The organism is Arthrobacter senegalensis, from assembly GCF_059091765.1.
Window position 1 is genome coordinate 325,651 of sequence record NZ_JBNHGZ010000002.1, and the last position, 22,158, is coordinate 347,808.

The following is a 22,158-nucleotide window of genomic DNA, read 5'->3' on the forward strand; positions in this document are numbered from 1 at the left end:
GGCGAAATACGGGGCGCATTCCACGCCGATTCCCTCCGCGAGTCAAGCGAAACTTTGCCTTCGCAGCAAAACGTAACGTCCGTAACAATTGACTCCGGGCCCGGTGCTAGTCTGCCTTCCATGAACGCACTTCAGGGGAGCATTCCAGTACTCGACATGAGCACCGCCCGCCTTGCGGACGGCAGCTTCAACCCGGTCTTCATCGACCAGCTGCGCGACGCCGCGCACCGCGTCGGGTTCTTCCAAATCACCGGCTACGGCGCGGCCGAGGGCCAGGTGGCGGAACTCTTCGACGCGATGAAGCGCTTCTTTGACCTGCCGCTGGAAGAGCGGCTGAAGCTGGACAACCGAAACTCCCCGCATTTCCGCGGCTACACCCGCATGGGCACCGAACGGACCCAAGGCCGCGCCGATGCCCGCGAGCAGCTGGACTACTCGCCCGAGAGCGAGCCGGTCACCGACTACCCCGAGGACCAGAAATACTGGCTGCTCCGCGGCCCTAACCAGTGGCCGGACGCCGTGCAGCCGGACCTGCGCGAGAAAGCCATGGCCTGGGCCGAGCTGATGTCCACGGTGGGCCATGACCTGCTCTCGGCCATCGGCGTCGGGCTGGGCCTGCCGGAAGACTACTTCGACGAACCGTTCGCCGGCACCCCGCACTGGATGGGCAAGCTGGTGCACTACGTGGGCGGCGTGGTGGAGGAAGCCGGCGACCAGGGCGTGGGCGTGCACGCCGACTACGGCTTCGTCACCCTGCTGCTGCAGGACATGGTGGGCGGGCTCGAGGTGCGGCCGCCGGAGTCCGACGAGTGGCTGCCGGTCGAGCCGATCGAGGGTGCCCTGGTGGTGAACCTGGGCGAAATGCTGGAGGTCGCCACCGACGGCTACATCACCGCCACCGTCCACCGCGTGCAGGCTCCGCCGCCCGGCGTGGACCGCTACTCCGTGCCGTTCTTCTGGTCGCCGCGCCTGGATGCCGTGATCGACCCGGTCCCGCTGCCGGACGAGCTCAAGGCCGAGTCCCGCGGTCGCACCGACGACCCCACCAACCCGATGCTCTCAAGCTTCGGCGCCAACATGCTCAAGGGACGGCTGCGCGCCCACCCGGACGTGACCGAGAAGTTCTATCCGGAGCTGCTCGCCAAGAAGTAGGCGCGGCAGGTCGCCGGGGGTTCCGGCGGACGGGGCGCCGGGTCCGCCGGTTTCGGGCCGCCGGGCCGCCTGGCCTCCTTTGGCCTCCGGGCTTCCTTTGGCCTCCGGGACTCCCATGGTGTGTGCGGCGCTCGGCGTCGCACACACCATTCTTCTCGGTGCAGGCTCCGCCCACCCCGGTGCGCGGCCGTTCCCGCTCGCCCATAATGGCTGTGTGGGCAACATCCTGACCCGCTGGCGCGACGAACTGCGGGGCACGTTTTCCGGGCAGAGCGACACAATCCCGCAGTGGGAGCTGGACCTGGAGAACGGCGACGACGCGGGCTACTTCGCGCCCGATTCGGCCGTCTGGGCGGTTCACGGCTCGATGCATACTCTGGTCGCCGGCATCCGTTCGCTGCTCACCCAGACGCTGCATCCCGGCGCGCTGGCCGGCGTGCATGACTTCTCCGCCTACCGGGATGATCCGCTGCGGCGCCTGGCTAATACCATCCGGTGGATCTTCACAGTCACTTACGGCGACACCGCGGCGGCGCGGTCCGCCTGCGACCACGTCCTGCGCCTGCATGAACGCGTCCGCGGAACCTACACCGACTCCTCCGGCGGGCAGCAACCGTACTTTGCCAACGACCCCCACCTGTTGCGGTGGGTGCATCTGACCTTCACCGACGCCTTCGTCACCGCGCACCTGGCCTACGGCCGCCGGTTGCCGGGTGGTCCGGACCGCTATGTGGCCGAATGGGCCAAGGCCGGCGAGCTCATGCAGGTCTCGGACCCGCCCCGCACTTATGCGGAACTGCGCGCTCAACTGGCCGGCTTCGCCCCGGAGCTAGCCGCGTCGCCCACCATGGAGGAGACGGTCGCGTTTGTCAGGCGGCCGCCGCTGCCCCGCTCGCAACGACTGGGTTACCGCATCCTGTTCGCCGCCGCCGTCGAAACGCTGCCCAAGGAGCACCGCCGCCTGCTGGGGCTGCGCCCGACCACTCCCCTGCCGCTGCGGGTCCTCATCAAGCCCGCCACCCAGCTCGTCCTAGGCGTCGTCCGGCTCGGGCTGAGCAAGACCGGGCCCAGCGAAGCCGCCGCTCGCCGCCGCCTCGCCCGGCTCGGGCAGCAGGCTTGACGAAGGACCCTGGTGATAACTTCCCATGTTTCAAACGGGCCCTTGAACAAACCCGCAGGTCAGGGGCTTTTTGGTTCTCCGAAACGTGGGAAGTTAGGGCTATACATGGGCAGATGCTGACCGATCCGCGGCTGGCTCGTCGGTATGAACACCTCGTCCGGCCTTGCGTTGCGCCTTCGCGACCGACCTTGCGCTGCGCCTCGGCAACGGGCCTTGCGCTTTAACGCCAGCGGCCCCGGTCTGCAGTGCAGATCGGGGCCGCTGGGTCTGGCGGAGGATGGGGGATTTGAACCCCCGAGGGCGTGAACCCAACACGCGTTCCAGGCGTGCGCCATAGGCCGCTAGGCGAATCCTCCAGATGCTTGCTCACAAGAGCAGATACCAGAGTACCCGAAAGCGGCCCCATGTGCCGAATCGGGCAGGAGTGCAGGGAACTGGGCGCGGGAGTCCAGAAAGCTGGGGCCGAGGACTCCAAGGGGGCTGGGGCGCGGAAATCCAGGGAGCCGAATTCGGGAGTCCATGTACCTCAACCCAGGCCTCTAAGGGGCCTGAGGTTGGGCGACCTGGCCTCCTCTGGAGACGGCCGCCACCCCTTCAGCACGGGCCCAAAAATCGAATCCGAGACCGTGCGGGTACGACCGCCGTTTAGCTCTGGAAGGCTGCGACCGGCAGTGGCAAACTTACGCCATGGGTGAGGTGAGGGGCTGGGGGCAGCCCCTTTTCTAAGGGGACAAAACAACATGGCCACCGGTACAGAGTCAGCGGTAGGCAGCGTGCCACCGGCACGCATTGTGGACTGGCTGCTGGCCGGGGATGCGTCAATCCGGTTCCAAACCCTGCGTGATCTCTGCGACGCGCCCGAAGGCGAAGTGGCGGCCGCGCAAGCCCAAATTGCCGGCTCCGGCTGGGGCGCCTTGCTGCTGCAGGCGCAGGATCCGGACGGCAGCTGGGGCGGCGGCCTCTACAACCCCAAATGGACCTCCACCATGTTCACCCTGCTGCTGCTGCATTGGCTCGGACTCGCCCCGGGGCACCCTCAGGCCGTGGCCGGCTGTCGGAGGCTGCTGGACGGGGCAGAGTACTTCGACGGCGGGCTGACCTACGGCCGGCACCAGGACCGGGCCGAGAACTGCGTCACGGCCATGGCTGTGCTGGTCGGCTCCGAGCTGGGCCAGCGACTCGGCGGCGATCCACGGATCGACAAGGCAGTGTCGTGGCTGCTGGCCGAGGAACTGGACGACGGCGGTTGGAACTGCGAGCCCCACAGCTCACCGACCAAGCACGCCTCGTTCCACACCACCATCAGCACGTTGGAGGCGCTGGCTGCCTACCGGCACGGCGGCGGTGCGATCAAGGTGGAGGTCGCCGAGGCACGCGGCCGCGAATTCCTGCTGATGCATTCGCTTTACCGGTCACACCGGACCGGGGCCGTGGCGCATCCTTCGCTGTCCCAGTTCCGGTTCCCGCCGCAGTGGCACTACGACATCCTGCGCGGCCTCGAGTACTTTCGCGCCGAGGGCTGCCCGCACGATGACCGGATGTCGCCCGCCATCAAGGTAGTGGCCCACGGACGGCGCAGCCCGGGCAACTGGGGCGGGTACCGCCCGTATCCGGGGCGGATGTGGTTCCGCTGGACGGCAGAGGACATCGGCCGCTGGGCCACACTGCGGTGCTCCCGCGTGCTGCGCTGGTGGGATGCTCCCGACGCCATTCCCGACGCCGCCGCCGGCTCCCCGACGACCCCCGGCGGGTGACGGGCGCCTGATTTCGGGCCGCCGTCCGACGTCAGGTAGACTGTTCGTCGGCCCCTCATGCGGTGTCATCCTGTGAACTCCCCCAGGACCGGAAGGTAGCAAGGGTAAGCGGGCTCTGTCAGGTGCATGAGGGGTCTTTACTTACCCCCATGCTGCCTATCCCCAGCCCGGCCGCTCCGGCGTGCACCGGCCCAGTTTCAACCGATAGGGTTTGATCGTGAGTACAGCCCTTTACCGTCGCTACCGCCCGGACACTTTCGCGGACGTTATCGGGCAGGAACACGTCACCCATCCGCTGATGGCGGCGCTGCAGAAGAACCGCGTCAACCACGCGTACCTGTTCTCCGGCCCGCGCGGCTGCGGCAAGACCACCTCGGCCCGCATCCTGGCCCGCTGCCTGAACTGCGCGGAGGGCCCCACCCCCACCCCTTGCGGCACCTGCGACTCCTGCGTCGAGCTCGGCCGCGGCGGACCGGGCAGCCTCGACGTCATCGAGATCGACGCCGCATCCCACGGCGGCGTGGACGACGCCCGCGACCTGCGCGAGCGGGCCACCTTCGCCCCGGTGCGCGACCGCTACAAGATCTTCATCATCGACGAGGCCCACATGGTCACGTCGGCCGGCTTCAACGCCCTGCTCAAGATCGTCGAAGAGCCGCCGGAACACATCAAGTTCATCTTCGCCACCACGGAGCCGGACAAGGTCATCGGCACCATTCGCTCCCGGACCCACCACTATCCTTTCCGGCTGGTCCCACCGGAACCGCTGATGCAGTACCTCGAATTGCTGTGCCGGCAGGAGAACGTTTCGGTGGCCCCGGGCGTCCTCTCGCTGGTGATCCGGGCCGGCGGCGGCTCGGTCCGCGACTCGCTCTCCGTGCTGGACCAGTTGATGGCCGGCGCCGGACCCGACGGGCTGGACTACGAACTGGCCGTTTCCCTGCTCGGCTACACGCACGCCTCCCTGCTGGACGACGTCGTCGACGCCTTCGCCGCGGGCGACGCGTCCACCGTGTTCAGCGCCGTGGACCGCGTGGTGCAGACCGGCCACGATCCGCGCCGCTTCGTCGAGGACCTGCTCGAGCGCTTCCGCGACCTGATCATCGTGCGCGCCATGCCGGAAAGCGCCCACGCGATCCTGCGCGGCGTTCCGGAAGACCAGATCGCCCGGATGCAGACCCAGGCCAACCAGCTGGGCGCGTCCGAGCTTTCCCGGGCCGCGGACATCACCAACCAGGCGCTGACCGAGATGACCGGCGCCACCTCCCCGCGCCTGCACCTCGAACTGCTGTGCGCGCGGATCCTGCTGCCCGCCGCCGACCAGGGCGAGCAGGGCGTCGCGGCTCGGGTGGACCGGATCGAGCGCCGGCTCAGCTACGGCGGGGCCCCGGTTTCATCACCGGCAGCCGGCCAGCCGCAGGCGCCCGCCGTGCACGCCGCCGCGGAGCCCCCGCTCTCCGGGCCCGAAGCCGCGCGCGCCGCGCTCCGGGGAGCCAACGCGCAGAAGGCCGAGCCCGCCCGCCCGGACGCCGAGCGCCTCACTCCCCCGCGGGTTAGCACCACCGACTGGCCCCGCGAAGACCAGCAGGGTCCCGCCGCCCCCGCCGCCAACAACTCCCAAACTTCAGGCCAGCCTGCCCAACAGCACGACGGCGGAGCTCCCGCTGCTTCCGCGGGTACGGCACCTGCGACGGCGGAAACCTCCGGATCTCCGGATGGGAACGGCGCCGCGGCCGCAGCCGAGGCCCAGGCGTCTTCCGCCCCGCCGCCTTCCGCTCCGGCATCCGCCAAGGATTCCAGCCGTCCGACCGTCCCGTCGTCGGTGTTCGGGAATCCGCGGGACGGCGGCAGGCAGGACGCCGGCGTGCAGGTCCCCTCCGATGCGGCCGGCCAGCAGAACGCTGCTGCCGGCTCCTCCGGCGAAAGCGCGGCCGACTGGGGTGGCACCTGGGGCGCCATGCCGGAGCCGGCTCCGGCAACCGAAGCACCGCGCCCCGCTCAGCCGGCCGTAGACCAGGCCCGTGGATCGGGCCAGCCGGCTCAATCTCCCCGGAACACGGCGGCGCCGGCAGCGGCAGCCAACGAGCGGCCGCAGGCACAGGGCCAGCCCCCGGCGCAGCAGCGCGGACCGCAGCGGCAGGCACCGGCAGCACCGCAGGCTCCGGCACGCCCGGAACCGGTTGCCCCGCAGGCTCCGGGGCGCCCGGATCCAGTTGCACCACAGGCGCAGGCCCCGGCCCAGCCGCCGGCCCGACCGGAACCGGTTGCACCACAGGCACCGGCCCCGGCACAACAGTCTCCGGCGCGCCCGGAACAGGCCGCACCACCGGCGCAGGCTGCGCGCCAGGGCCAGTCGAGCCCGCAGGCGTCCGGGCAGATCGAGATGATCCGCCGCGCCTGGCCGGAGATCCTGAGCACGCTCAGCGGCATCCGCAAGGTGACGTGGATGAACGTCAGCACCAATGCCTCGCCGCTCAGCCTCGACGGCACGGCGCTGACGCTCGGTTTCAAAAACCAGGGGTCCGCCACCAACTTCAACAACGGCGACCACGCGGACAACGTGCGCCAGGCCATCCAGCAAGTGCTCGGGATCGACCTGCAGATTCAAACCGTTGAAGACGCGTCGGTGACAGCGGGTGAGTCAAACCCAAAAGTACCTACTAGCCGGCCGCAGCCGGCAGACGGAGGTTGGTCCGCCAACACCGCCACGGTAGGTGCGCCCGCGCCGGTTTCGGAACCGGCTGGGCAAGCTATCCATCAGCAGCCGGCACCGGCCGCTGCCCGGATGGCCGACTCCACGGCCAACTCCGGCTCGGCGCCTTCTCCGTCTTCGGCAGAACCGGCGATGCCGGCTGCCCCGGCCGAACCGTCCGGCTCGGCGATGTCGACCGGCTCCGCAACGTCCGGCTTCTCCGGTGGTCCTGCGATGCCGGGGGGATTTGGCGTATCCCCTGCCTCGGCTGTTTCCGGTCCGTCTGCCCCCAGCGGGGTCTCCGCGTCCAGTGGCCTTTCGGCCGCGAGCGGGATGTCGGCACCCACAGCCGCTTCAGCCCCCAGCGGCATGTCCGCGGGCTCAAGCCTCTCGGCGCCCACAGCCGCCTCCGCCCCCAGCGGCATGTCCGCGGGCTCAAGCCTCTCGGCGCCCACCGCCGCCTCCGCACCCAGCGCTACCTCCGCCGCGTCAGGGGCATCAGCCCCCAGCGGTTTCTCCGGGGCCACCGCGGCGTCAGCGCCGTCGGCCGAATCGCCGAACAGCGCCTCCGGCAACGGCCAGCGGCCGCCTGCCCTGCCCGGGGAGAAGCCGGTGTTCGCGAAGCTGGCCGAGCGGATGGCGGCCCCGGGGGCTCCCACCGCTGTCCCCGTGGCAGCCGGTGCGCCAGCGGCCTCGAACCACTCCGGCTCGGCGCTGGCCGGCTTCCCCGCCCCCGCAGCTCCCAAAGGTCCAGCAGCTCCTGGCTCTCCAGCAGGGGAGGTCGCCGGGGCTGCCGCCCCACCGAACAGCCAGCCCGCCGGCGCCCTGTCGGCACCACCAAGCACTCCCGCCCCCTCCGCCCCGGCACAGGCTTCTCCGTACGACGACATCCCGTACGCGAACGACGAACCACCCGCCGAGGAATGGGAAACGACGCCGGACCGGCAGATGCCTGGGCAAAAGCGCAGCCGCTACCAGCAGTTGCTGGACCAGGCGAAGGCCACACGGGCGACATCGGCCGCCGCGGCGCCGTCCCCGGCAGCCCGTGACCTAAACTTGAAGTACGTCGAGGACATCCCCAGCGAAGACGACGAGGCCATCGAAGATTCCGGACTGGTGGGCCGCGCTGCCATTGAAAGGCTCCTCGGCGGACGCCTGATCGAGGAACGAAGCCTCGACGGTTCCTAACCGCCCGCGGAGATTGAAGGTTCAGTGTACGAAGGTGCTGTCCAGGAGCTGATCGACGAGCTCGGCCGCTTGCCTGGAATCGGCCCGAAGTCCGCCCAACGCATCGCGTTCCACATCTTGGAGTCCGATCCGGCCGACATGAAGCGGCTCGTTGACGCCGTCACCCACGTCAAGGAGCGGGTGAAGTTCTGCTCCATCTGCGGGAACGTCTCCGAACAGGACACCTGCAACATCTGCCGCGACCCGCGCCGGGATCCGACGGCCATCTGCGTGGTGGAAGAGTCCAAGGACGTCATCGCGATTGAGCGCACCCGGTCCTTCAAGGGCCGCTACCACGTGCTCGGCGGCGCCATCAATCCAATTGGCGGCGTGGGTCCGGAGCAACTACGCATCCGCGAGTTGCTCGGCCGCCTCTCGGACGGACAGATCGAGGAAATCATCATCGCCACCGATCCGAACCTTGAAGGCGAGGCGACGGCGACCTATCTGGGCCGCATGCTCAAGACCATCGGCATTCCCGTCAGCCGATTGGCGTCCGGCCTGCCGGTGGGAGGCGACCTCGAGTACGCGGACGAAGTTACACTGGGCCGCGCCTTCGAAGGCCGCCGCATGCTCACGTAGCAAAGCGGCGGCCCAGCCACGCGGTGCGTCGCGCGAGTCGGACGCAGGCCAGGCACCGTCGTCGTTATTACCCTGGCCGGTCATACTGCCCGCCCCATTCTCCGCCCTAACCACTACGGCGCTAGAATGGCGGTTGCCGCGCGGTGCGCAGCCGGGATGCGTGGCAGCAAATCCATGAGCCCGCATGCGCGCCCTGGCGGCCGCGGTCCGGGCCCCAACCCAGGAGTTGTTTAGAGAACACATGAGCCTGATAGTGCAGAAGTTTGGCGGTTCCTCAGTATCGGACGCGGAGGGGATCAAACGCGTGGCACAACGCGTGGTCGACACCCAGGCCGCCGGCAACCAGGTTGTCGTCGTCGTGTCCGCCATGGGAGACACCACCGACGAACTGCTGGATCTGGCCAACCAGGTCTCCTCCAGCAGCAGCAGTGCCCGCGAAATGGACATGCTGTTGTCCGCCGGCGAACGCATCTCGATGTCGCTGCTGGCCATGGCCATCCAGGAATTCGGCTCCAGGGCCCAGTCCTTCACCGGCAGCCAGGCCGGCATGGTCACCGACGCCATCCACGGCAGGGCGCGGATTATCGACGTCTCGCCGCACCGGGTGATGACGACCATCGAAAAGGGCGAGATCGCCATTGTCGCCGGCTTCCAAGGCATCAGCCGGGAGAGCAACGACATCACCACGCTGGGCCGCGGCGGTTCGGACACCACCGCGGTGGCGCTGGCGGCGGCCCTGGGCGCCGACGTCTGCGAGATCTACACTGACGTGGACGGCATCTACACCGCCGATCCGCGGGTGGTGCACACCGCCCGCAAGATCGACGCCATCTCCAGCGAGGAGATGCTGGAAATGGCGGCCTCCGGCTCCAAGATCCTGCACCTGCGCTGCGTCGAGTACGCCCGCCGCTTCGGCGTGAAGCTGCACGTGCGCTCGTCCTTCAGCACGAACGAGGGAACCTGGGTACTGCCCAACCCCGACGACAAGATCAAGATTCAAGAGGGAGAACCCTTGGAACAGCCCATCATCTCCGGCGTTGCCCACGACCGCTCCGAAGCCAAGGTCACCATCCTGGGCGTGCCCGACATCCCCGGCAAGGCCGCGGAAATCTTCGGTATCGTCGCCGGCGCGCACTCGAACATCGACATGATCGTGCAGAACATCTCCACCCGCGGGACCGGCAAGACGGACATCTCCTTCACGCTGCCCATGGTGGAGGGCAAGGAAGCCCTGGAGGCACTCAACGCGGCCCAGGACGTGGTGGGCTTCGAGGGCATTCTCTACAACGAAAATGTCGGCAAGCTCTCGCTGATCGGCGCGGGCATGCGCTCCAACCCCGGCGTCTCCTACAAGTTCTTCGAAGCCCTGCACAAGGCCGGCGTGAACGTGGACATGATCTCCACCTCCGAGATCCGCATCTCGATTGTCACACACGCCGATCTGCTGGACACCGCGGTCCGCGCTGTCCACGCGGCATTCGACCTGGACACCGATGAGGAAGCCACGGTCTACGGCGGCACCGGCCGCTGACGCCGCGGGGCGGAACCGGAGAGGGGCTGTCAGCAGTTGGCTGGCAGCCCCTCTTCGTGTGTCAGGCCTTGCGCGGCTTGCGGTAGGCGTACCTTGCGCGGCCTCATCGCGTACCAGCCTTGCGCGGCCTGGTCATGTGCCGGGCCTTGCGCGGCCTCGTCGCGTGTCAGGCCTTGCGCGGCTTGCGGTAGGCGTAGGCGTGGCCGGGACCGCGCTCCACTTCGATCTCGGCCAGTTGTTCCTCCGCCGCTTTCTCCGCCGCGTCGTGCCGGTGCACCACCGGGGTGTCGGCTTCGATGCGATCGGCAGGGCCCCAGACCTTCGCCGCCTTCTCCGTGGCTCGCATGAAGCGGTCCATAAAACGCCGATTTCCAGCCATCTGAATCACCTTCTTGCTCAGAAGAATCCGTGGCATCAGTTTAACGAGGCCCGGTACGGAAGAACAGGGCGGGGCTAGGCCGGCTTCTTCGGCACGATGTAGGTGCTGCCGTCCGCCCGGGTGACCGTTTCCCACTGCGACGCTTCGGCCTCGCGCTGCTGGAGCAGCGCCTTGTTCTCCTCGGTCATGGGATGGTCGACGCCGCTTTTCTGGGCCGGGCCGAAGACGATGCGGAACTTGCCGGTCGCCCGCATGAACGCGTTGACGCGGGACTTCTTCTCGGTCATGGGCGTGATCCTTCTTCCGGTGCCCGGTGGACTCTGGTGGGCATGCAACCCCATAATAAGGCACGAACAATTAGCGCACGAACTGATGGATGGTGATGGCCGTGACAGCCACAGCGGGGACGACGGACGATCTGCTGCTGGAGCACCAGTTGTGCTTCGCGCTGTCGGTGGCGTCGCGCAGCGTGGTGGCCTCCTACAAGCCGGTGCTGGAGAAGCTGGGCCTCACGCATCCGCAATACCTGATGATGCTCGCCCTCTGGGAGCAGAGCCCGCGGATGGTTAAGGACCTGTCCGAGGCGCTGCAGCAGGAACCCGCCACCCTGTCCCCCATGCTCAAGCGGCTGGAGCAGGCCGGCCTGGTGACCCGGGAGCGGGTGGAAGGCAACGAGCGGGCGCTGGCCGTGGGGCTGACCGCTGCCGGCCAGGCGCTGCGGGAGGAGGCACTGGCCGTGCCTGGAACCATGCTGGCGCGCCTGGGGCTTGAACGCGAGCAGTTGCGCGAACTGAACGCCTCGATGCATGCGCTGATCAAGGCCGCACGGGAAGCCAAGGACTAGCGACAACGCACGGAGCCGCCGGAAGATGCGGCGGGAGGGTGGCCGGTGGTTGTATCCACCGGCCACCCTCCCGCTTGTTCAGATGCTGTCAGCGGCCGGGGCCGCCGGCGCCGTTAGCGGCCGGAGCGCTGCCCGGGCTGCTCCGAGGCACTGCCGTCGACTATCACGGCCGTACCTTCAGCTGCCGGCGCCTGCGCCGTGGCGCCGTTGCCGGAGACATTGACCGTCACCGCCGTGGCCGCGCCGTCGCCGAACTTGACCAGACCTACCCAGCTGCCGGCCGCCAGGCCGGACCAGGCGGCGGTCACCGTGCCGGTCTCGCCGTTGGCCAACTGCAGCGGATCCGGGCTGACCGCCAGGTTGCCGGCGTCACCGCTCAGCGCCACCGTGTCGATGGTCCCCTTGCTGGCCTTGCCGTCCGGGCTGCTGTACAGGTGCGCGATGGCATAGTACGTGCCCGGGGCCGGATTGTTGATGGCCAGGGACTCGCTCGCCGACGCCGTGGCCGCGGAGATCACGGTACCGGCTGGGGTGTAGACATACAGATCCCAGTCTGCCCCCGGGTCGGCCGCGGTGATGGAGAACTGCGCCAGCGTGGCACCCGCCGGCACCGCCTGCGGGGCGAATCCGGTGCTGCCGTTGGAACCGATCACGGCGGGCTGGCCAGGGACCTTCTCCACTGCGGTGGCGTTGGCCTTGGCCAGGCCCTCGACCGCGAGGTCGATCGGCGAGTTGGTGCCCGAGGTGACCTCGATCGTGCCCGAGCCGTCGCCGCCGTCGGAAGCGAACGCGACGCTGGCGGGAGCCACCGCGGTGACCGGCCGGACGGCGATCGGCGAGACGACCGCGTGCTGGCCGGAGCCCTTGGCCTCTTCCGTCCAGACCAGCTCACCCATGGTGAACTGATCCAGCGGCGCATCCGCATTCTCGAAGGTGACCTTGAACGTGCGTTCCTGGCCGGCCTTCTTGAAGGTCAACTTCGCGGGCGAGACCTTCACGTTCACGCCCGGCAGGTCCACGGCCGCCGTGTAGGTGCCGGGCTTCAGGGCTGTGAGCGTGCGCTCCACGGTGACCTTTCCGGCCAGCTTCCCGAGGGCGAACGACGGCACGTTGATGTCCTTGGACTCGACGGTGTCCCGCTTCTTCAGGCCCAGGTCCAGGCCTGTGCCCTGGATGAAGCCGAGCCAGTCGTTGATATCGGCATCGTAGGCCAGGCCGGGATCGCCCATCCGGGCGGTATCCACGTGGCCGGCGCCGGTGGCGAAGCGGTCTTCGTTCACCGAGCCGTCTTCCGTGACCAGGTCGCCGGCGGTGGTCATCATCGCCGACTTCACGGTGGCCGGGGACCACTTGGGGTTCTTGGCCAGCAGCAGCGCGCCGAGGCCGGCTACGTGCGGCGCGGCCATCGAGGTGCCGGACATAAAGCCGCTGGTCTCGCCGCCAACTACCGGGGAAACTCCGGCGAGCACGTTCACGCCGGGGGCCGTGACGTCCGGCTTCAGCAGGTTCGAGTCCACCGCCGTGGACGGACCGCGCGAGGAGAACTCGGCGACCTGCGGGACCGGACTCTGCGGCAGCCCCGTGGTGTCACGGTCGCGCAGCGCCGCGGTCAGCGACGGGTCCGCGGCGACCTTGTCCTTGATGGACGGGTCGTCGATGTGCACGGTGGGGACGGCATGCAGGTCCAGGTCGAGCGACCCGGGGGTCACGTTGACGAGCACCATGCCGACACCGCCGGCCTGCTCGACGGCCACCGACTTGTCCGCGCGGGCGATCACGCCGCGGTCGCAGATGACGATCTTGCCTTCGACCTTGGCCGGATCGAGCTTGCCGGGGTAGCACAAGCGTGCCTCGTCACCGGTGGCGCCGGCCGCACCGGCCTGCGCGGAAAGGATCAGCGCCGTCTGCGGAACCTCGCGGTTCATGATGGACGTGCCGCGGTACTTGGTGCCGTCCGAGAGTTCCACGGTGCCCTGCAGTTCGTTGGAGAACGTGCTGGCCGCCACCGTGGTCACCCAGGGCGCGCTGTGGTTGACGGTGGCGGGAGCCGGGCCCGAGTTGCCAGCGGAGGCGGAAACGAAAACGCCCACCTCGGCCGCGCTCAGGAACGCCACGGACACCGGGTCCAGCACCGAGTTGTTGTTGCCGGAGACGGAGTAGTTCAGCACGTCGACGCCGTCGAGGATGGCCTGCTCGATCGCGGACACGGAGGCCGAGGTGTAGCAGCCGCCGGTGGCGTCGTCGTTGTCCTCCCAGCAGATCTTGTAGACGGCGACCTTGGCGGCCGGCGCCACGCCGTTGCCCGTGCCGAAGTCGCGGCCGTCAACGGTCTGCGTCACCCCGCTGTTGCCGGCGGCCGTGGTGGCGGTGTGGGTGCCGTGGCTGGCGATGTCCAGCGGGGAAATGGACTCCTGCGGGTGCCTGTCTTCCGGCGGCACGTAGGCCAGGAAGTCGTCGGCGTAGTAGCGGGCGCTGAGCACCTTGGAGTTGCATTCGGTGCCGTCGAAGCCGGAGCCTTCCTGGCCCGGCTGGCATTCGCCCAGGAACGTGCTGCCGTCTGCCTTGAGCATGGCGATCTTGCCATCCTGCGTCAGGTACGGTTCGCCGACCTTGGCCTTGCCGGTCAGCGGCTTGACCTCTTCGCCGGCCAGGAAGTCGCTGTCCGGGTAGTAGCCGGTGTCGATCACGCCGACCACGGTTCCCTTGCCGGCGTTCTGTGCGCCGCCATACTGTTCGGCCCAGACGCCGTTGCCGCCCGGCAGGTCCAGGAAATCGGTGCTGGAGTAGTCCGGGTGGTGCTGCTCGTCCGGAGCTACCGCCGCTACGCCCGGCTTCTTGGCCAGCTCGGCTGCCTGCAGCCCGGTCAGCTCCGCCGCGAAGCCGTTCACCGCCGTCGTGAAGCTCTTCCCGATCTTGACGCCCTGGGAGGCGGCGACGTCGTTCTGCTGCTCCTGCAGGTGTGCCCGGTACTTCTTGGCGTTGGCGCTGTTTCCGTCCAGCTTTTCGCCGGGCGCGGGCTTCGTTGCCGCGATGCCGGACACGCCGCCCTCATAGGTGGCCAGCGGATCGCCGGAGAGCATCACGATGTAGCGGCCGTCCTCGTAGACGGCCTGCTGCCCGTCCGGATTCGAGGTGATGGTGCGGGCGAGGTCGGCGGGTGCGGCCGCCGCCGGGCCGGCGAGCCCGGAGAGGATCAGCGGTATCCCCAGTGCGAGTGCCGCGGCAGAGCGCAATCCCTGCCGGTGCACAAAGCTGCTGCTTTGCTGTGTCATGAGAAGGAAATGCCTTTCATCCGGTGGGCGCGACCGCTTTGGTCGGCCCGCAGACGCAGCCGAATGCATATCCTGCAGGCCGTGCGGCCGCAGGGTATTGGATTTCCCCGGCGTGCGAGGCCGGCCCCATCCCCATCTGTGACAACAGCCACATTGGTGCGTCTGTGGGATCAAAGTACCGCACCGGAAGGTCTGAAAGAACCGTTTCACCCTTCTTGGGTGCGCCGCCGCGGAAATACCCTGCGCGTACTTCCCTGCCGGGGCCAGCAGTGCTATAAGCCGGGTGCCAATCTGACGCGGCGGCTGGGACAATGGAACCATGGCGCCGCAGGTTCTCCTCGACCGGCTCCGGGTGCTCGAACCGGAGCAGTGGCTGCCGCGCGCCCGGGCCCACGGCGAGCGCGCCGAGCGCTTCACCCAGCCCTACCTGCAACGCCGCTCGGCCGGGCTGAAACACCCGGTGGAAGACTTCCTCTTCACGTATTACAGCCTGAAGCCGGGGCAGCTGGCGCGCTGGCATCCCGGCGCTGGCGTGGTGTTAACCGGCGACGACGCCGGCGAGCGCCGCGGGTGGAAGTTCTACCGGGCGCTGACCGCCGCCGAGTGCGGCACTGCGGGCGTGGGGCACGACGCCGATGCCGTCACCTTCGACGCCGAAGCCTTCCTGGCGGCGCGGGGAACGGCGGTGGCGTTTTCGCGGGAAATCCTGGCCGGCGCCGCGTCGCGGCCGGCCCGGTTCGGCTGCTTCGGGCTGCACGAGTGGGCCATGGCCTACAAGTCACGGCTCAACGGCGTCCGGCACGACTACCTGGAGCTGCGGCTCGGCGCGGAGGGAACGGACCAGGTGGTGGAGGGCAGCCGGATCAACTGCTCGCACTTCGACGCCTTCCGGTTTTACACGCCGCAGGCCGTACCGCTGAACACGCTGCAGCCCACCCGGGAAAACCAGCGGCAGATGGAACAGCCCGGCTGCCTGCACGCCAACATGGACCTGTACAAGTGGGCGTACAAGCTGGCCCCGGCGCTGCCCAGCGAACTGGTGATGGACTGCTTCGAGCTGTCCTGGCGGATCCGCGAGCTGGACATGCGGGCCTCGCCCTACGACCTCTCGGGCTGGGGCTACGAACCGGTCCGGATCGAGACCCCCGAGGGCCGCGCGCAGTACGTGGCGGCCCAGCGGGCGTTTGCCGCGGAGGCGCAGTCGCTGCGCCTCCGGCTTTTGGAAGTACTGGACGTGCTGGAGGCACTGGATGTGCTCGAGGGGCCTAATGTGCCGGACCGCGGGACGGAGGGGAACTCGTCGTCGCACCGTGCGGGCGCGCGTCACTCCGCTCCGGGAAAGATCCGAACGGAGGACTGACCATGGCCGTTGAGGCGGAGCGTCCAGGGCGGCGGCGGGCCCGTTGTCGCCAAGCGGCGGTGCTCCTTTCCTGCCTGCTCTTCCTGCCATGGCTGGCGGCCTGCGGCCAGGGCGACCAGCCGCAGCCTTCCCCCGGCATCGCCGTTCCCGCTTCCCCGGGCGACGGCGGGACCCCTTCCCCATCGGAACCCGCTCCCTCGGGACCCCCGACGGACAATCAGAAAGGTGTGGCCGTGGATGCCGAACTGTCCATCATGCTGACCTCCGCCGACAGCACCGCCCGGCTTGAGCAACTGCTGGTGTGCCGGGATTCCCGTCCCGCCGAAGGCTCCACGGTCAGGGACCCGGAGGGCGCTTGCGCGGCGCTGGCCAAGCACGGGGACAAGGTTTTCTTCGAGCTGCCCGATCCCAACCGCCTCTGCACCCAGCAATACGGCGGTCCGCAGCAGGCCCACGTCACCGGCACCTTCAACGGCCGCGAGGTTAACAAGCGCTTCTCCCTCACCGACGGGTGCAAGATCTCCGAGTGGAACGCTATGGCCGCGTTGCTGGGCGGCCGCGCCGGCGAAGTTTAGTGCCGTCCTGGTCGGAGTCGCCGTGACCTACCGGGTCAGCGCCGGCCGTCGCGCATGACTTCGCTCACCCGGCGGTCAAGATCCCGGCGTGCGGCACGGGCGGTCCGCCGGTCGTCGCGCTTCTTCCGAATGACCATCCGCCCGAGGCCGCCCAGCACGACGGCGGCCAAGATGGGCAGCAGCATGGACTGCGGCTTCTCCGTCATGAAGCCATGCTACGAGCCCCGCTGGCCGACGGCACGGTTTTGCCGGGATCCGCCGTCGTCGTCCCGTAAAATCAGCGCCCCGCGATGCCGGTAGAATAGTCATGCAAGCTCGCGGAGCGCTGGGTCAGCGTGAGACGGCACCAATTGTTGGATTGACACTGCACTGAGTTCCGCGCGCCTCGCTTCGTTTGAAGAGCACAATCCAAGCACAGGAGTGGCCGGATGCCCCGGATCGTTGTTGATGTCATGCCCAAGCCCGAAATCCTTGATCCGCAGGGCAAAGCCATTGCCGGCGCGCTGAACCGCCTGGGCCTGGCCGGCTTCAGCGAAGTCCGCCAGGGCAAGCGCTTCGAACTGACGGTTGACGGCGAGGTGACCGAGGAACTCCTGGAACAGGCCCGGCATGCCGCCGCCACGCTGCTCTCCAACCCCGTGATCGAAGACGTCACCCGGGTGGAGGTCATCACCGAGGCGACCATCGGGGCCGGCGAATAATGACTGAGACACCCCTGATCGGCGACTTCTCGCCCGCACCGGACGCAGGCCTCTCCGGCGCGCGCATCGGCGTCGTTACCTTCCCCGGCACGCTCGACGACCGCGACGCGGCCCGTGCCGTCCGGATTGCCGGCGGCACCGCGGTCAGCCTGTGGCACGGCGACCATGACCTGCAGGGCGTGGACGGCGTGATCATCCCCGGCGGCTTCTCCTACGGCGACTACCTGCGCGCCGGCGCGATCTCCCGCTTTGCCCCGCTGATGGAGCAAATTGCCGACGCCGCCAACGCGCAGCACGATCCGCTGCCGGTGCTGGGCATCTGCAACGGCTTCCAGGTGCTGACCGAGGCACACCTGCTGCCCGGCTCCATGATCAAGAACAACCACCTGCACTTCCTCTGCCGCGACCAGAGGCTGCGCGTGGAGAACAACACCACGGCCTGGACCAGCCAGTACAAAGCCGGCGCGGAAATCGTGGTGCCGCTGAAGAACCAGGACGGCCAGTACGTCGCCGACGAAAAGACCCTGGACGAGCTGGAAGCCGAGAACCGCGTGGTGTTCCGCTACTCGGACGGCAACCCGAACGGGTCGCGCCGCGACATCGCCGGAATCAGCAACGCCGCGGGCAACGTGGTGGGCCTGATGCCGCACCCCGAACACGCCGTGGAAGCCGGCTTCGGTCCGGACTCTTCTGCCTTCGGCGACGTCGAGCTGCGCGGCGGCACCGACGGCCTGGGAATTTTCACCTCCGTTTTGACGAAGATTGTGGCAGGTGCCAAGTAAATGACCGAGACCAATCCGACCAGCACATCAGTGGATACCCGGCTGGAAACCGAGGCCGAGGCACGCAATGAGCACGTGCAGAGCTACGGCGGGGCGGCCGACGCCGTCGAACGCGCCGAAGGGCGTCAGTTCAACATCGACACCGTGGAGCATGCCGCGCAGACCCCGGACACCGAGTTGCCCTGGGCCGAGCTGGGATTGAAGCGCAACGAGTTCGACGAGGTAGTCAAGGTGCTGGGCCGACGCCCCACCGCCGCCGAGCTGGCCATGTATTCGGTGATGTGGTCCGAGCACTGCTCCTACAAGTCTTCCAAGGTCCACCTGCGCCAGTTCGGCGACAAGGTCACCGAGGACATGAAGAAGCACATGCTGGTGGGCATCGGCGAGAACGCCGGCGTGACGGACCTGGGTGACGGCTGGGCCGTAACCTTCAAGATCGAGTCACACAACTCCCCCACCATGGTCGAGCCGTACCAGGGCGCCGCGACCGGCATCGGCGGCATCGTGCGCGACATCATCTCCATGGGCGCGCGCCCGGTGGCCGTGATGGACCCGCTGCGCTTCGGCGCGATCGATCACCCGGACACCGCCCGCGTCGTCCACGGTGCGGTCGCCGGCATCGGCGGCTACGGCAACTCGCTGGGCCTGCCGAATATCGGCGGCGAGGTCGTCTTCGACTCCGTTTACCAGGGCAACCCGCTGGTAAACGCCCTGGCCGTGGGCGTCATGCGCCACGAGGACATCCGGCTGGCCAACGCCTCCGGCAAGGGCAACAAGGTGGTGCTGTTCGGCGCGCGCACCGGCGGCGACGGCATCGGCGGTGCGTCCATCCTGTCCTCGGAGTCCTTCGACGACACCAAGCCCTCCAAGCGTCCCGCGGTCCAGGTCGGCGACCCGTTTTCGGAGAAGGTGCTCATCGAGTGCTGCCTGGAACTGTTCAAGGGCTCGCTGGTCGAGGGCATCCAGGACCTGGGGGCCGCCGGCATCTCCTGCGCCACCTCGGAACTGGCCTCCAACGGCGACGGCGGCATGGACGTCGAGCTGACCTCCGTGCTGCTGCGCGATCCGACCCTGACGCCGGGCGAAATCCTGATGTCCGAGTCGCAGGAACGCATGATGGCCGTGGTCTCGCCCGAGAACGTCGAGGCGTTCGAGGCCGTCATGGCCAAGTGGGCCGTGGAATACTCCTGGCTGGGCGAGGTCACCGACACCGGCCGCCTGGTCATCAAGTGGGACGGCGAGACCATCGTCGACGTCGACCCGCGCACCGTCGCCCACGACGGCCCGGTCTACAACCGGCCCTACGCCCGCCCGGAATGGCAGGACGGGGTCCAGGCCGACGGCTTCCGCGCCTCCGCCGCCGGCGCCAACCCCCCGGCCAGCGCCGAGGACCTCAAGTCGGCCGTGCTGGAACTGATGGCGTCCCCGAACATGTGCTCGAAGGACTGGGTGACCAACCAGTACGACCGCTACGTGGGCGGCAATACCGCACTGGCCATGCCCGACGACGCCGGAGTGGTCCGGGTGGACGAGGAAACCGGTCTCGGGGTTGCCCTGGCCACCGACGCCAACGGCCGCTACACCTACCTGGATCCCTACCAGGGTGCGCAACTGGCCCTGGCCGAGGCCTACCGGAACGTCGCAACCGTGGGTGCCATCCCGATGGCGGTGTCCGACTGCCTGAACTTCGGTTCGCCGGAGGACCCGGACGTCATGTGGCAGCTGGCCGAAGCGATCCGCGGCCTCTCCGACGGCTGCATGGAACTGGGCGTCCCGGTCACCGGCGGCAACGTCTCGCTGTACAACCAGACCGGCAACACCCCGATCCACCCGACCCCGGTCGTGGCGATGCTCGGCAAACTCGACGACGTCGGCCGCCGCACTCCGTCGGGCTGGCGCGAGGACGGCCAGGCCATCTACCTGATGGGCACCACCCGCGACGAGCTGGACGGCTCCGAATGGGCCAACCTGCGCGGACACCTGGGCGGCAAGCCCCCGGCCGTGGACCTGGCGGCCGAGAAGCTGCTGGGCGAGTTGCTGATCAACGCCTCCCGGGACGGCATGATCGACGCCGCCCACGATCTCTCCGAAGGCGGCCTGGCCGCTGCCCTGTCCGAGATGGCGCTGCGCTTCGGCGTCGGTGCCCGGATCGGCCTGGGCGAGGTCTGCGAACGTGACGGCGTCGACCTGTTCACGCTGCTGTTCAGCGAGTCCCAGGCCCGCGCCGTCGTGTCCGTGGCGCGCAGCGAAGAGGTCCGCTTCAAGGACATGTGCGGCGCGCGGGGCTTCCCGTTCATGCGCATCGGCGTGGTGGACACCGAGAACGGCGCGCTGGACTTCCAGAGCGAGTTCTCCGTGCCGCTGGCTGAACTGAAGGAAGCCCACGAGGGCACCCTGCCGAAGTACTTCGGGTAGGTTCCGCCGCCCACGGGGCGAGCGAAAGAGGGATGTTCCCTGCACCGCGGTGCGGGGAACATCCCTCTTCGTCTTATCTCCGAGGACCGGAACCCGCCGGTGCGGGCAATCCGTGTCTGTATGCTGTGCCCATGACGGCACCGCAGATCTATATCAGCTTCCCCGGCACTGCCCGCGAAGCTCTCGGTTTCTATGCAGAAATCTTTGGCGGAGAGCTTTCCCTGCACACCAATGACGACTTCGGCAACAGTGCGGGACCGCCGGGGCAGATAGCCCACGGAATGCTGAACGGCGTGGTCGCCCTGGCCGGATCGGATGCGGCACCCGGCGAGAAGACCGTCCGGCTCGAGGGCGTCATGCTCTCGTTGCTGGGGACGGCCGAGCCCGAGGTGCTGCACGAGTGGTTCGACAAGCTCGCCGTTGGCGGCCGGGTCGTCGATCCCCTTGCCCCGAAGCCGTGGGGCGCCTCCGATGGCCAGGTGATCGATCGTTACGGACTCCACTGGCTCGTCGGCTACGAACCGGCGCCGTGAGCGAAGCGCCGCTCGGGGCACCGGACGCGAGGGCGCGAGCCGGATAAGCCGCAAGCCGGGCACCAGATAAGCCGCAAGGAACTGGGTTAGCCGCGCCCCTCCCATACCCCCGCTCCATCGACTATTCAGCAGGTGCCCTCTTCGCTTGCGAAAAGGGCACTTACGGAATAGTCGTTTCCGTTCCCACGGTGGTTCCTCGGCTGGCTCCCGGCCGCCACCCTTGAGCCAGCAGGGCCCTGCGTATCTTCGCCACGGCGGCACGCGCGCCGTCGTACATATCAGCCTGGGAAACCCGACGCTCCAGCCACCCCAGAGCGGCCGTATTCTCGCCTCGCCTGATGTCGCGGGCCAGCTGCTCGGCCGTCCGGTGGTGGCCGCCTTCGTATTCGATCGCGAGCTTATATTCCTTGTACTGCATGTCCGGCGAGTGCCAGCGTCTTCCCCATCCATCCACGATAGGTTCGTTGAGGCTTGGTTCCGGCAGCCCTGCATCAACCAGGGCAAGCCGCAGCCTGGTCTCCGGTGCGGAGTCCGCTCCGACCCGAACAAGCGAGGCAGCCTCAGCCGTTTTGACCACACCGCGCTTGCCCTTGTGGCGCCTTATGACGTCCAGCAGGTCAGCCACCGTCGCGAATGGTTCTTTCCTGTTTTCGTACCTTGGGCGGGGAATACGGACCAAATGGTCTCCGATGACCACCAGCTCGGGGACGGTGAGTGCGGGTGCGAGGTCGAGCCAGGTCTTGAGCCGGGATGTCACCGCCATCCCGTCCAGCTCAACGATTTCCTGGGGACCAAGTCTGGCCCGATGCCCCACAACTCCGATACGGCGCGGCGCGTTGAGGTGCTCAGGCCGTGTTACGTGAATGGAATCGTCCGCTGCAGCCGACGGCGGAAGGGGGAAGTCCCACAGCCTGGCCGCTGTGATGTGGGACAAGACCGACCCGGGAGTGACCAGTTGGAAGGCCCGGACCCGCTGCGCAAAGATGAGGTCCTCGCGGCACGGGATCCTGATGCCGCGGCTCGGCCGCAGCACCCTCGCGCTCCAAAGCTGTTTCTCGCTGAGTCCCGCCTTGAGTCCTTCCCGCCAAACAAAAGAGGAACCTGACAACGCTGCCGGAAGTTCCCGGGGATTCATGCCTCCATTCTTGGGGCACCGCCAGCCGGCCGCCGTGGTTGTCCACACCCGGGACTTAAAGGGGTCGTCTAAGGCGGGGCCATGGGGAAAGCAGCAGGCGGCGC

18 protein-coding genes, 1 tRNA gene and 1 other RNA gene are annotated in these 22,158 nt (G+C 68.3%); 14 read left to right on the forward strand and 6 right to left on the reverse strand.

What is annotated here, in order from left to right; genetic code table 11:
• Positions 1 to 120 precede the first annotated feature (120 nt).
• Positions 121 to 1,152: an isopenicillin N synthase family dioxygenase gene (locus tag AC5RVG_RS06925; RefSeq protein ID WP_494013261.1), complete on the forward strand. Its 1,032-nt coding sequence runs from the start codon at positions 121 to 123 to the stop codon at positions 1,150 to 1,152.
• Between the two features lie 214 nt (positions 1,153 to 1,366).
• On the forward strand, positions 1,367 to 2,272 hold the full coding sequence (locus AC5RVG_RS06930; protein ID WP_494013262.1) for an oxygenase MpaB family protein: 906 nt from the start codon (positions 1,367 to 1,369) through the stop codon (positions 2,270 to 2,272).
• Between the two features lie 268 nt (positions 2,273 to 2,540).
• Here AC5RVG_RS06930 and AC5RVG_RS06935 read toward each other — a convergent pair.
• Positions 2,541 to 2,628, reverse strand: a tRNA-Ser gene (locus tag AC5RVG_RS06935).
• A 384-nt stretch (positions 2,629 to 3,012) separates the two neighbouring features.
• Here AC5RVG_RS06935 and AC5RVG_RS06940 point away from each other — a divergent pair.
• The 5 genes from AC5RVG_RS06940 (at position 3,013) to AC5RVG_RS06960 (ending at position 10,058) form a co-directional block, all read left to right on the forward strand.
• Positions 3,013 to 4,026, forward strand: a complete 1,014-nt coding sequence (locus AC5RVG_RS06940) for a hypothetical protein (RefSeq protein ID WP_494013263.1) — start codon at positions 3,013 to 3,015, stop codon at positions 4,024 to 4,026.
• A 46-nt stretch (positions 4,027 to 4,072) separates the two neighbouring features.
• Positions 4,073 to 4,168, forward strand: an RNA gene (gene ffs / locus AC5RVG_RS06945) — signal recognition particle sRNA small type.
• A 75-nt stretch (positions 4,169 to 4,243) separates the two neighbouring features.
• Entirely contained in the window at positions 4,244 to 7,906 is a 3,663-nt protein-coding gene (locus AC5RVG_RS06950) for a DNA polymerase III subunit gamma and tau (protein ID WP_494013264.1), read from the forward strand.
• Between the two features lie 24 nt (positions 7,907 to 7,930).
• Entirely contained in the window at positions 7,931 to 8,527 is a 597-nt protein-coding gene (recR, locus tag AC5RVG_RS06955) for a recombination mediator RecR (RefSeq protein ID WP_494002065.1), read from the forward strand.
• A gap of 241 nt (positions 8,528 to 8,768) precedes the next feature.
• A complete protein-coding gene (locus AC5RVG_RS06960; protein WP_494002064.1) occupies positions 8,769 to 10,058 on the forward strand; it encodes an aspartate kinase in 1,290 nt (429 codons plus the stop codon).
• A 166-nt stretch (positions 10,059 to 10,224) separates the two neighbouring features.
• Here AC5RVG_RS06960 and AC5RVG_RS06965 read toward each other — a convergent pair whose 3' ends face one another.
• Positions 10,225 to 10,404, reverse strand: a complete 180-nt coding sequence (locus tag AC5RVG_RS06965; RefSeq protein WP_494013265.1) for a hypothetical protein — start codon at positions 10,402 to 10,404, stop codon at positions 10,225 to 10,227.
• Positions 10,405 to 10,511: 107 nt separating this feature from the next.
• Positions 10,512 to 10,724 carry a hypothetical protein gene (locus tag AC5RVG_RS06970; RefSeq protein WP_494002062.1) on the reverse strand — a complete coding sequence of 71 codons (213 nt, stop codon included), beginning with the start codon at positions 10,722 to 10,724 and terminating at the stop codon, positions 10,512 to 10,514.
• 95 nt (positions 10,725 to 10,819) lie between these two features.
• On the opposite strand from AC5RVG_RS06970, the gene AC5RVG_RS06975 reads away from it, so the two are divergent.
• Positions 10,820 to 11,281, forward strand: a complete 462-nt coding sequence (locus tag AC5RVG_RS06975; protein WP_494002061.1) for a MarR family winged helix-turn-helix transcriptional regulator — start codon at positions 10,820 to 10,822, stop codon at positions 11,279 to 11,281.
• A 113-nt stretch (positions 11,282 to 11,394) separates the two neighbouring features.
• On the opposite strand, the gene AC5RVG_RS06980 is transcribed toward AC5RVG_RS06975, so the two are convergent.
• On the reverse strand, positions 11,395 to 14,553 hold the full coding sequence (locus AC5RVG_RS06980) for a S8 family peptidase (RefSeq protein WP_494013266.1): 3,159 nt from the start codon (positions 14,551 to 14,553) through the stop codon (positions 11,395 to 11,397).
• Positions 14,554 to 14,872: 319 nt separating this feature from the next.
• Between AC5RVG_RS06980 and AC5RVG_RS06985 the strand changes: the two genes are divergently transcribed.
• Both AC5RVG_RS06985 and AC5RVG_RS06990 read left to right on the forward strand, forming a co-directional pair.
• Complete coding sequence (locus AC5RVG_RS06985; protein WP_494013267.1) at positions 14,873 to 15,913, forward strand: 3-methyladenine DNA glycosylase; 1,041 nt, start codon at positions 14,873 to 14,875, stop codon at positions 15,911 to 15,913.
• 233 nt (positions 15,914 to 16,146) lie between these two features.
• A complete protein-coding gene (locus AC5RVG_RS06990) occupies positions 16,147 to 16,488 on the forward strand; it encodes a serine protease inhibitor (RefSeq protein WP_494013268.1) in 342 nt (113 codons plus the stop codon).
• A gap of 35 nt (positions 16,489 to 16,523) precedes the next feature.
• Here AC5RVG_RS06990 and AC5RVG_RS06995 read toward each other — a convergent pair whose 3' ends face one another.
• The gene (locus tag AC5RVG_RS06995; protein ID WP_494013269.1) at positions 16,524 to 16,694 is read right to left on the reverse strand and encodes a hypothetical protein; all 171 of its coding nucleotides are present in this window, start codon (positions 16,692 to 16,694) and stop codon (positions 16,524 to 16,526) included.
• A gap of 222 nt (positions 16,695 to 16,916) precedes the next feature.
• On the opposite strand from AC5RVG_RS06995, the gene purS reads away from it, so the two are divergent.
• The 4 genes from purS to AC5RVG_RS07015 all read left to right on the forward strand — a co-directional run bounded on the left by purS (position 16,917) and on the right by AC5RVG_RS07015 (position 20,919).
• The gene (purS, locus tag AC5RVG_RS07000) at positions 16,917 to 17,189 is read left to right on the forward strand and encodes a phosphoribosylformylglycinamidine synthase subunit PurS (protein WP_494002056.1); all 273 of its coding nucleotides are present in this window, start codon (positions 16,917 to 16,919) and stop codon (positions 17,187 to 17,189) included.
• Positions 17,189 to 17,971, forward strand: a complete 783-nt coding sequence (gene purQ, locus AC5RVG_RS07005; RefSeq protein WP_494013270.1) for a phosphoribosylformylglycinamidine synthase subunit PurQ — start codon at positions 17,189 to 17,191, stop codon at positions 17,969 to 17,971. The genes purS and purQ overlap by 1 nt, the downstream gene beginning before the upstream one ends.
• Entirely contained in the window at positions 17,972 to 20,386 is a 2,415-nt protein-coding gene (gene purL, locus AC5RVG_RS07010; RefSeq protein WP_494013271.1) for a phosphoribosylformylglycinamidine synthase subunit PurL, read from the forward strand.
• 131 nt (positions 20,387 to 20,517) lie between these two features.
• Positions 20,518 to 20,919, forward strand: a complete 402-nt coding sequence (locus AC5RVG_RS07015; protein WP_494013272.1) for a VOC family protein — start codon at positions 20,518 to 20,520, stop codon at positions 20,917 to 20,919.
• Positions 20,920 to 21,079: 160 nt separating this feature from the next.
• On the opposite strand, the gene AC5RVG_RS07020 is transcribed toward AC5RVG_RS07015, so the two are convergent.
• Positions 21,080 to 22,054 (reverse strand): endonuclease domain-containing protein, encoded by a 975-nt coding sequence (locus AC5RVG_RS07020; protein WP_494013273.1) that lies wholly within the window; start codon positions 22,052 to 22,054, stop codon positions 21,080 to 21,082.
• Positions 22,055 to 22,158: the final 104 nt, after the last annotated feature.

Coding starts and splice junctions, on each gene's coding strand:
- AC5RVG_RS06925 (WP_494013261.1), top strand. CDS start 121: ATGAACGCACTTCAGGGGAGCATTCCAGTACTCGACATGAGCACCGCC.
- AC5RVG_RS06940 (WP_494013263.1), top strand. CDS start 3,013: ATGGCCACCGGTACAGAGTCAGCGGTAGGCAGCGTGCCACCGGCACGC.
- AC5RVG_RS06960 (WP_494002064.1), top strand. CDS start 8,769: ATGAGCCTGATAGTGCAGAAGTTTGGCGGTTCCTCAGTATCGGACGCG.
- AC5RVG_RS06965 (WP_494013265.1), bottom strand. CDS start 10,404: ATGCGAGCCACGGAGAAGGCGGCGAAGGTCTGGGGCCCTGCCGATCGC.
- AC5RVG_RS06970 (WP_494002062.1), bottom strand. CDS start 10,724: ATGACCGAGAAGAAGTCCCGCGTCAACGCGTTCATGCGGGCGACCGGC.
- AC5RVG_RS06975 (WP_494002061.1), top strand. CDS start 10,820: ATGGCCGTGACAGCCACAGCGGGGACGACGGACGATCTGCTGCTGGAG.
- AC5RVG_RS06980 (WP_494013266.1), bottom strand. CDS start 14,553: ATGACACAGCAAAGCAGCAGCTTTGTGCACCGGCAGGGATTGCGCTCT.
- AC5RVG_RS06985 (WP_494013267.1), top strand. CDS start 14,873: ATGGCGCCGCAGGTTCTCCTCGACCGGCTCCGGGTGCTCGAACCGGAG.
- AC5RVG_RS06995 (WP_494013269.1), bottom strand. CDS start 16,694: ATGACGGAGAAGCCGCAGTCCATGCTGCTGCCCATCTTGGCCGCCGTC.
- purS (WP_494002056.1), top strand. CDS start 16,917: ATGCCCCGGATCGTTGTTGATGTCATGCCCAAGCCCGAAATCCTTGAT.
- purQ (WP_494013270.1), top strand. CDS start 17,189: ATGACTGAGACACCCCTGATCGGCGACTTCTCGCCCGCACCGGACGCA.
- purL (WP_494013271.1), top strand. CDS start 17,972: ATGACCGAGACCAATCCGACCAGCACATCAGTGGATACCCGGCTGGAA.
- AC5RVG_RS07015 (WP_494013272.1), top strand. CDS start 20,518: ATGACGGCACCGCAGATCTATATCAGCTTCCCCGGCACTGCCCGCGAA.
- AC5RVG_RS07020 (WP_494013273.1), bottom strand. CDS start 22,054: ATGAATCCCCGGGAACTTCCGGCAGCGTTGTCAGGTTCCTCTTTTGTT.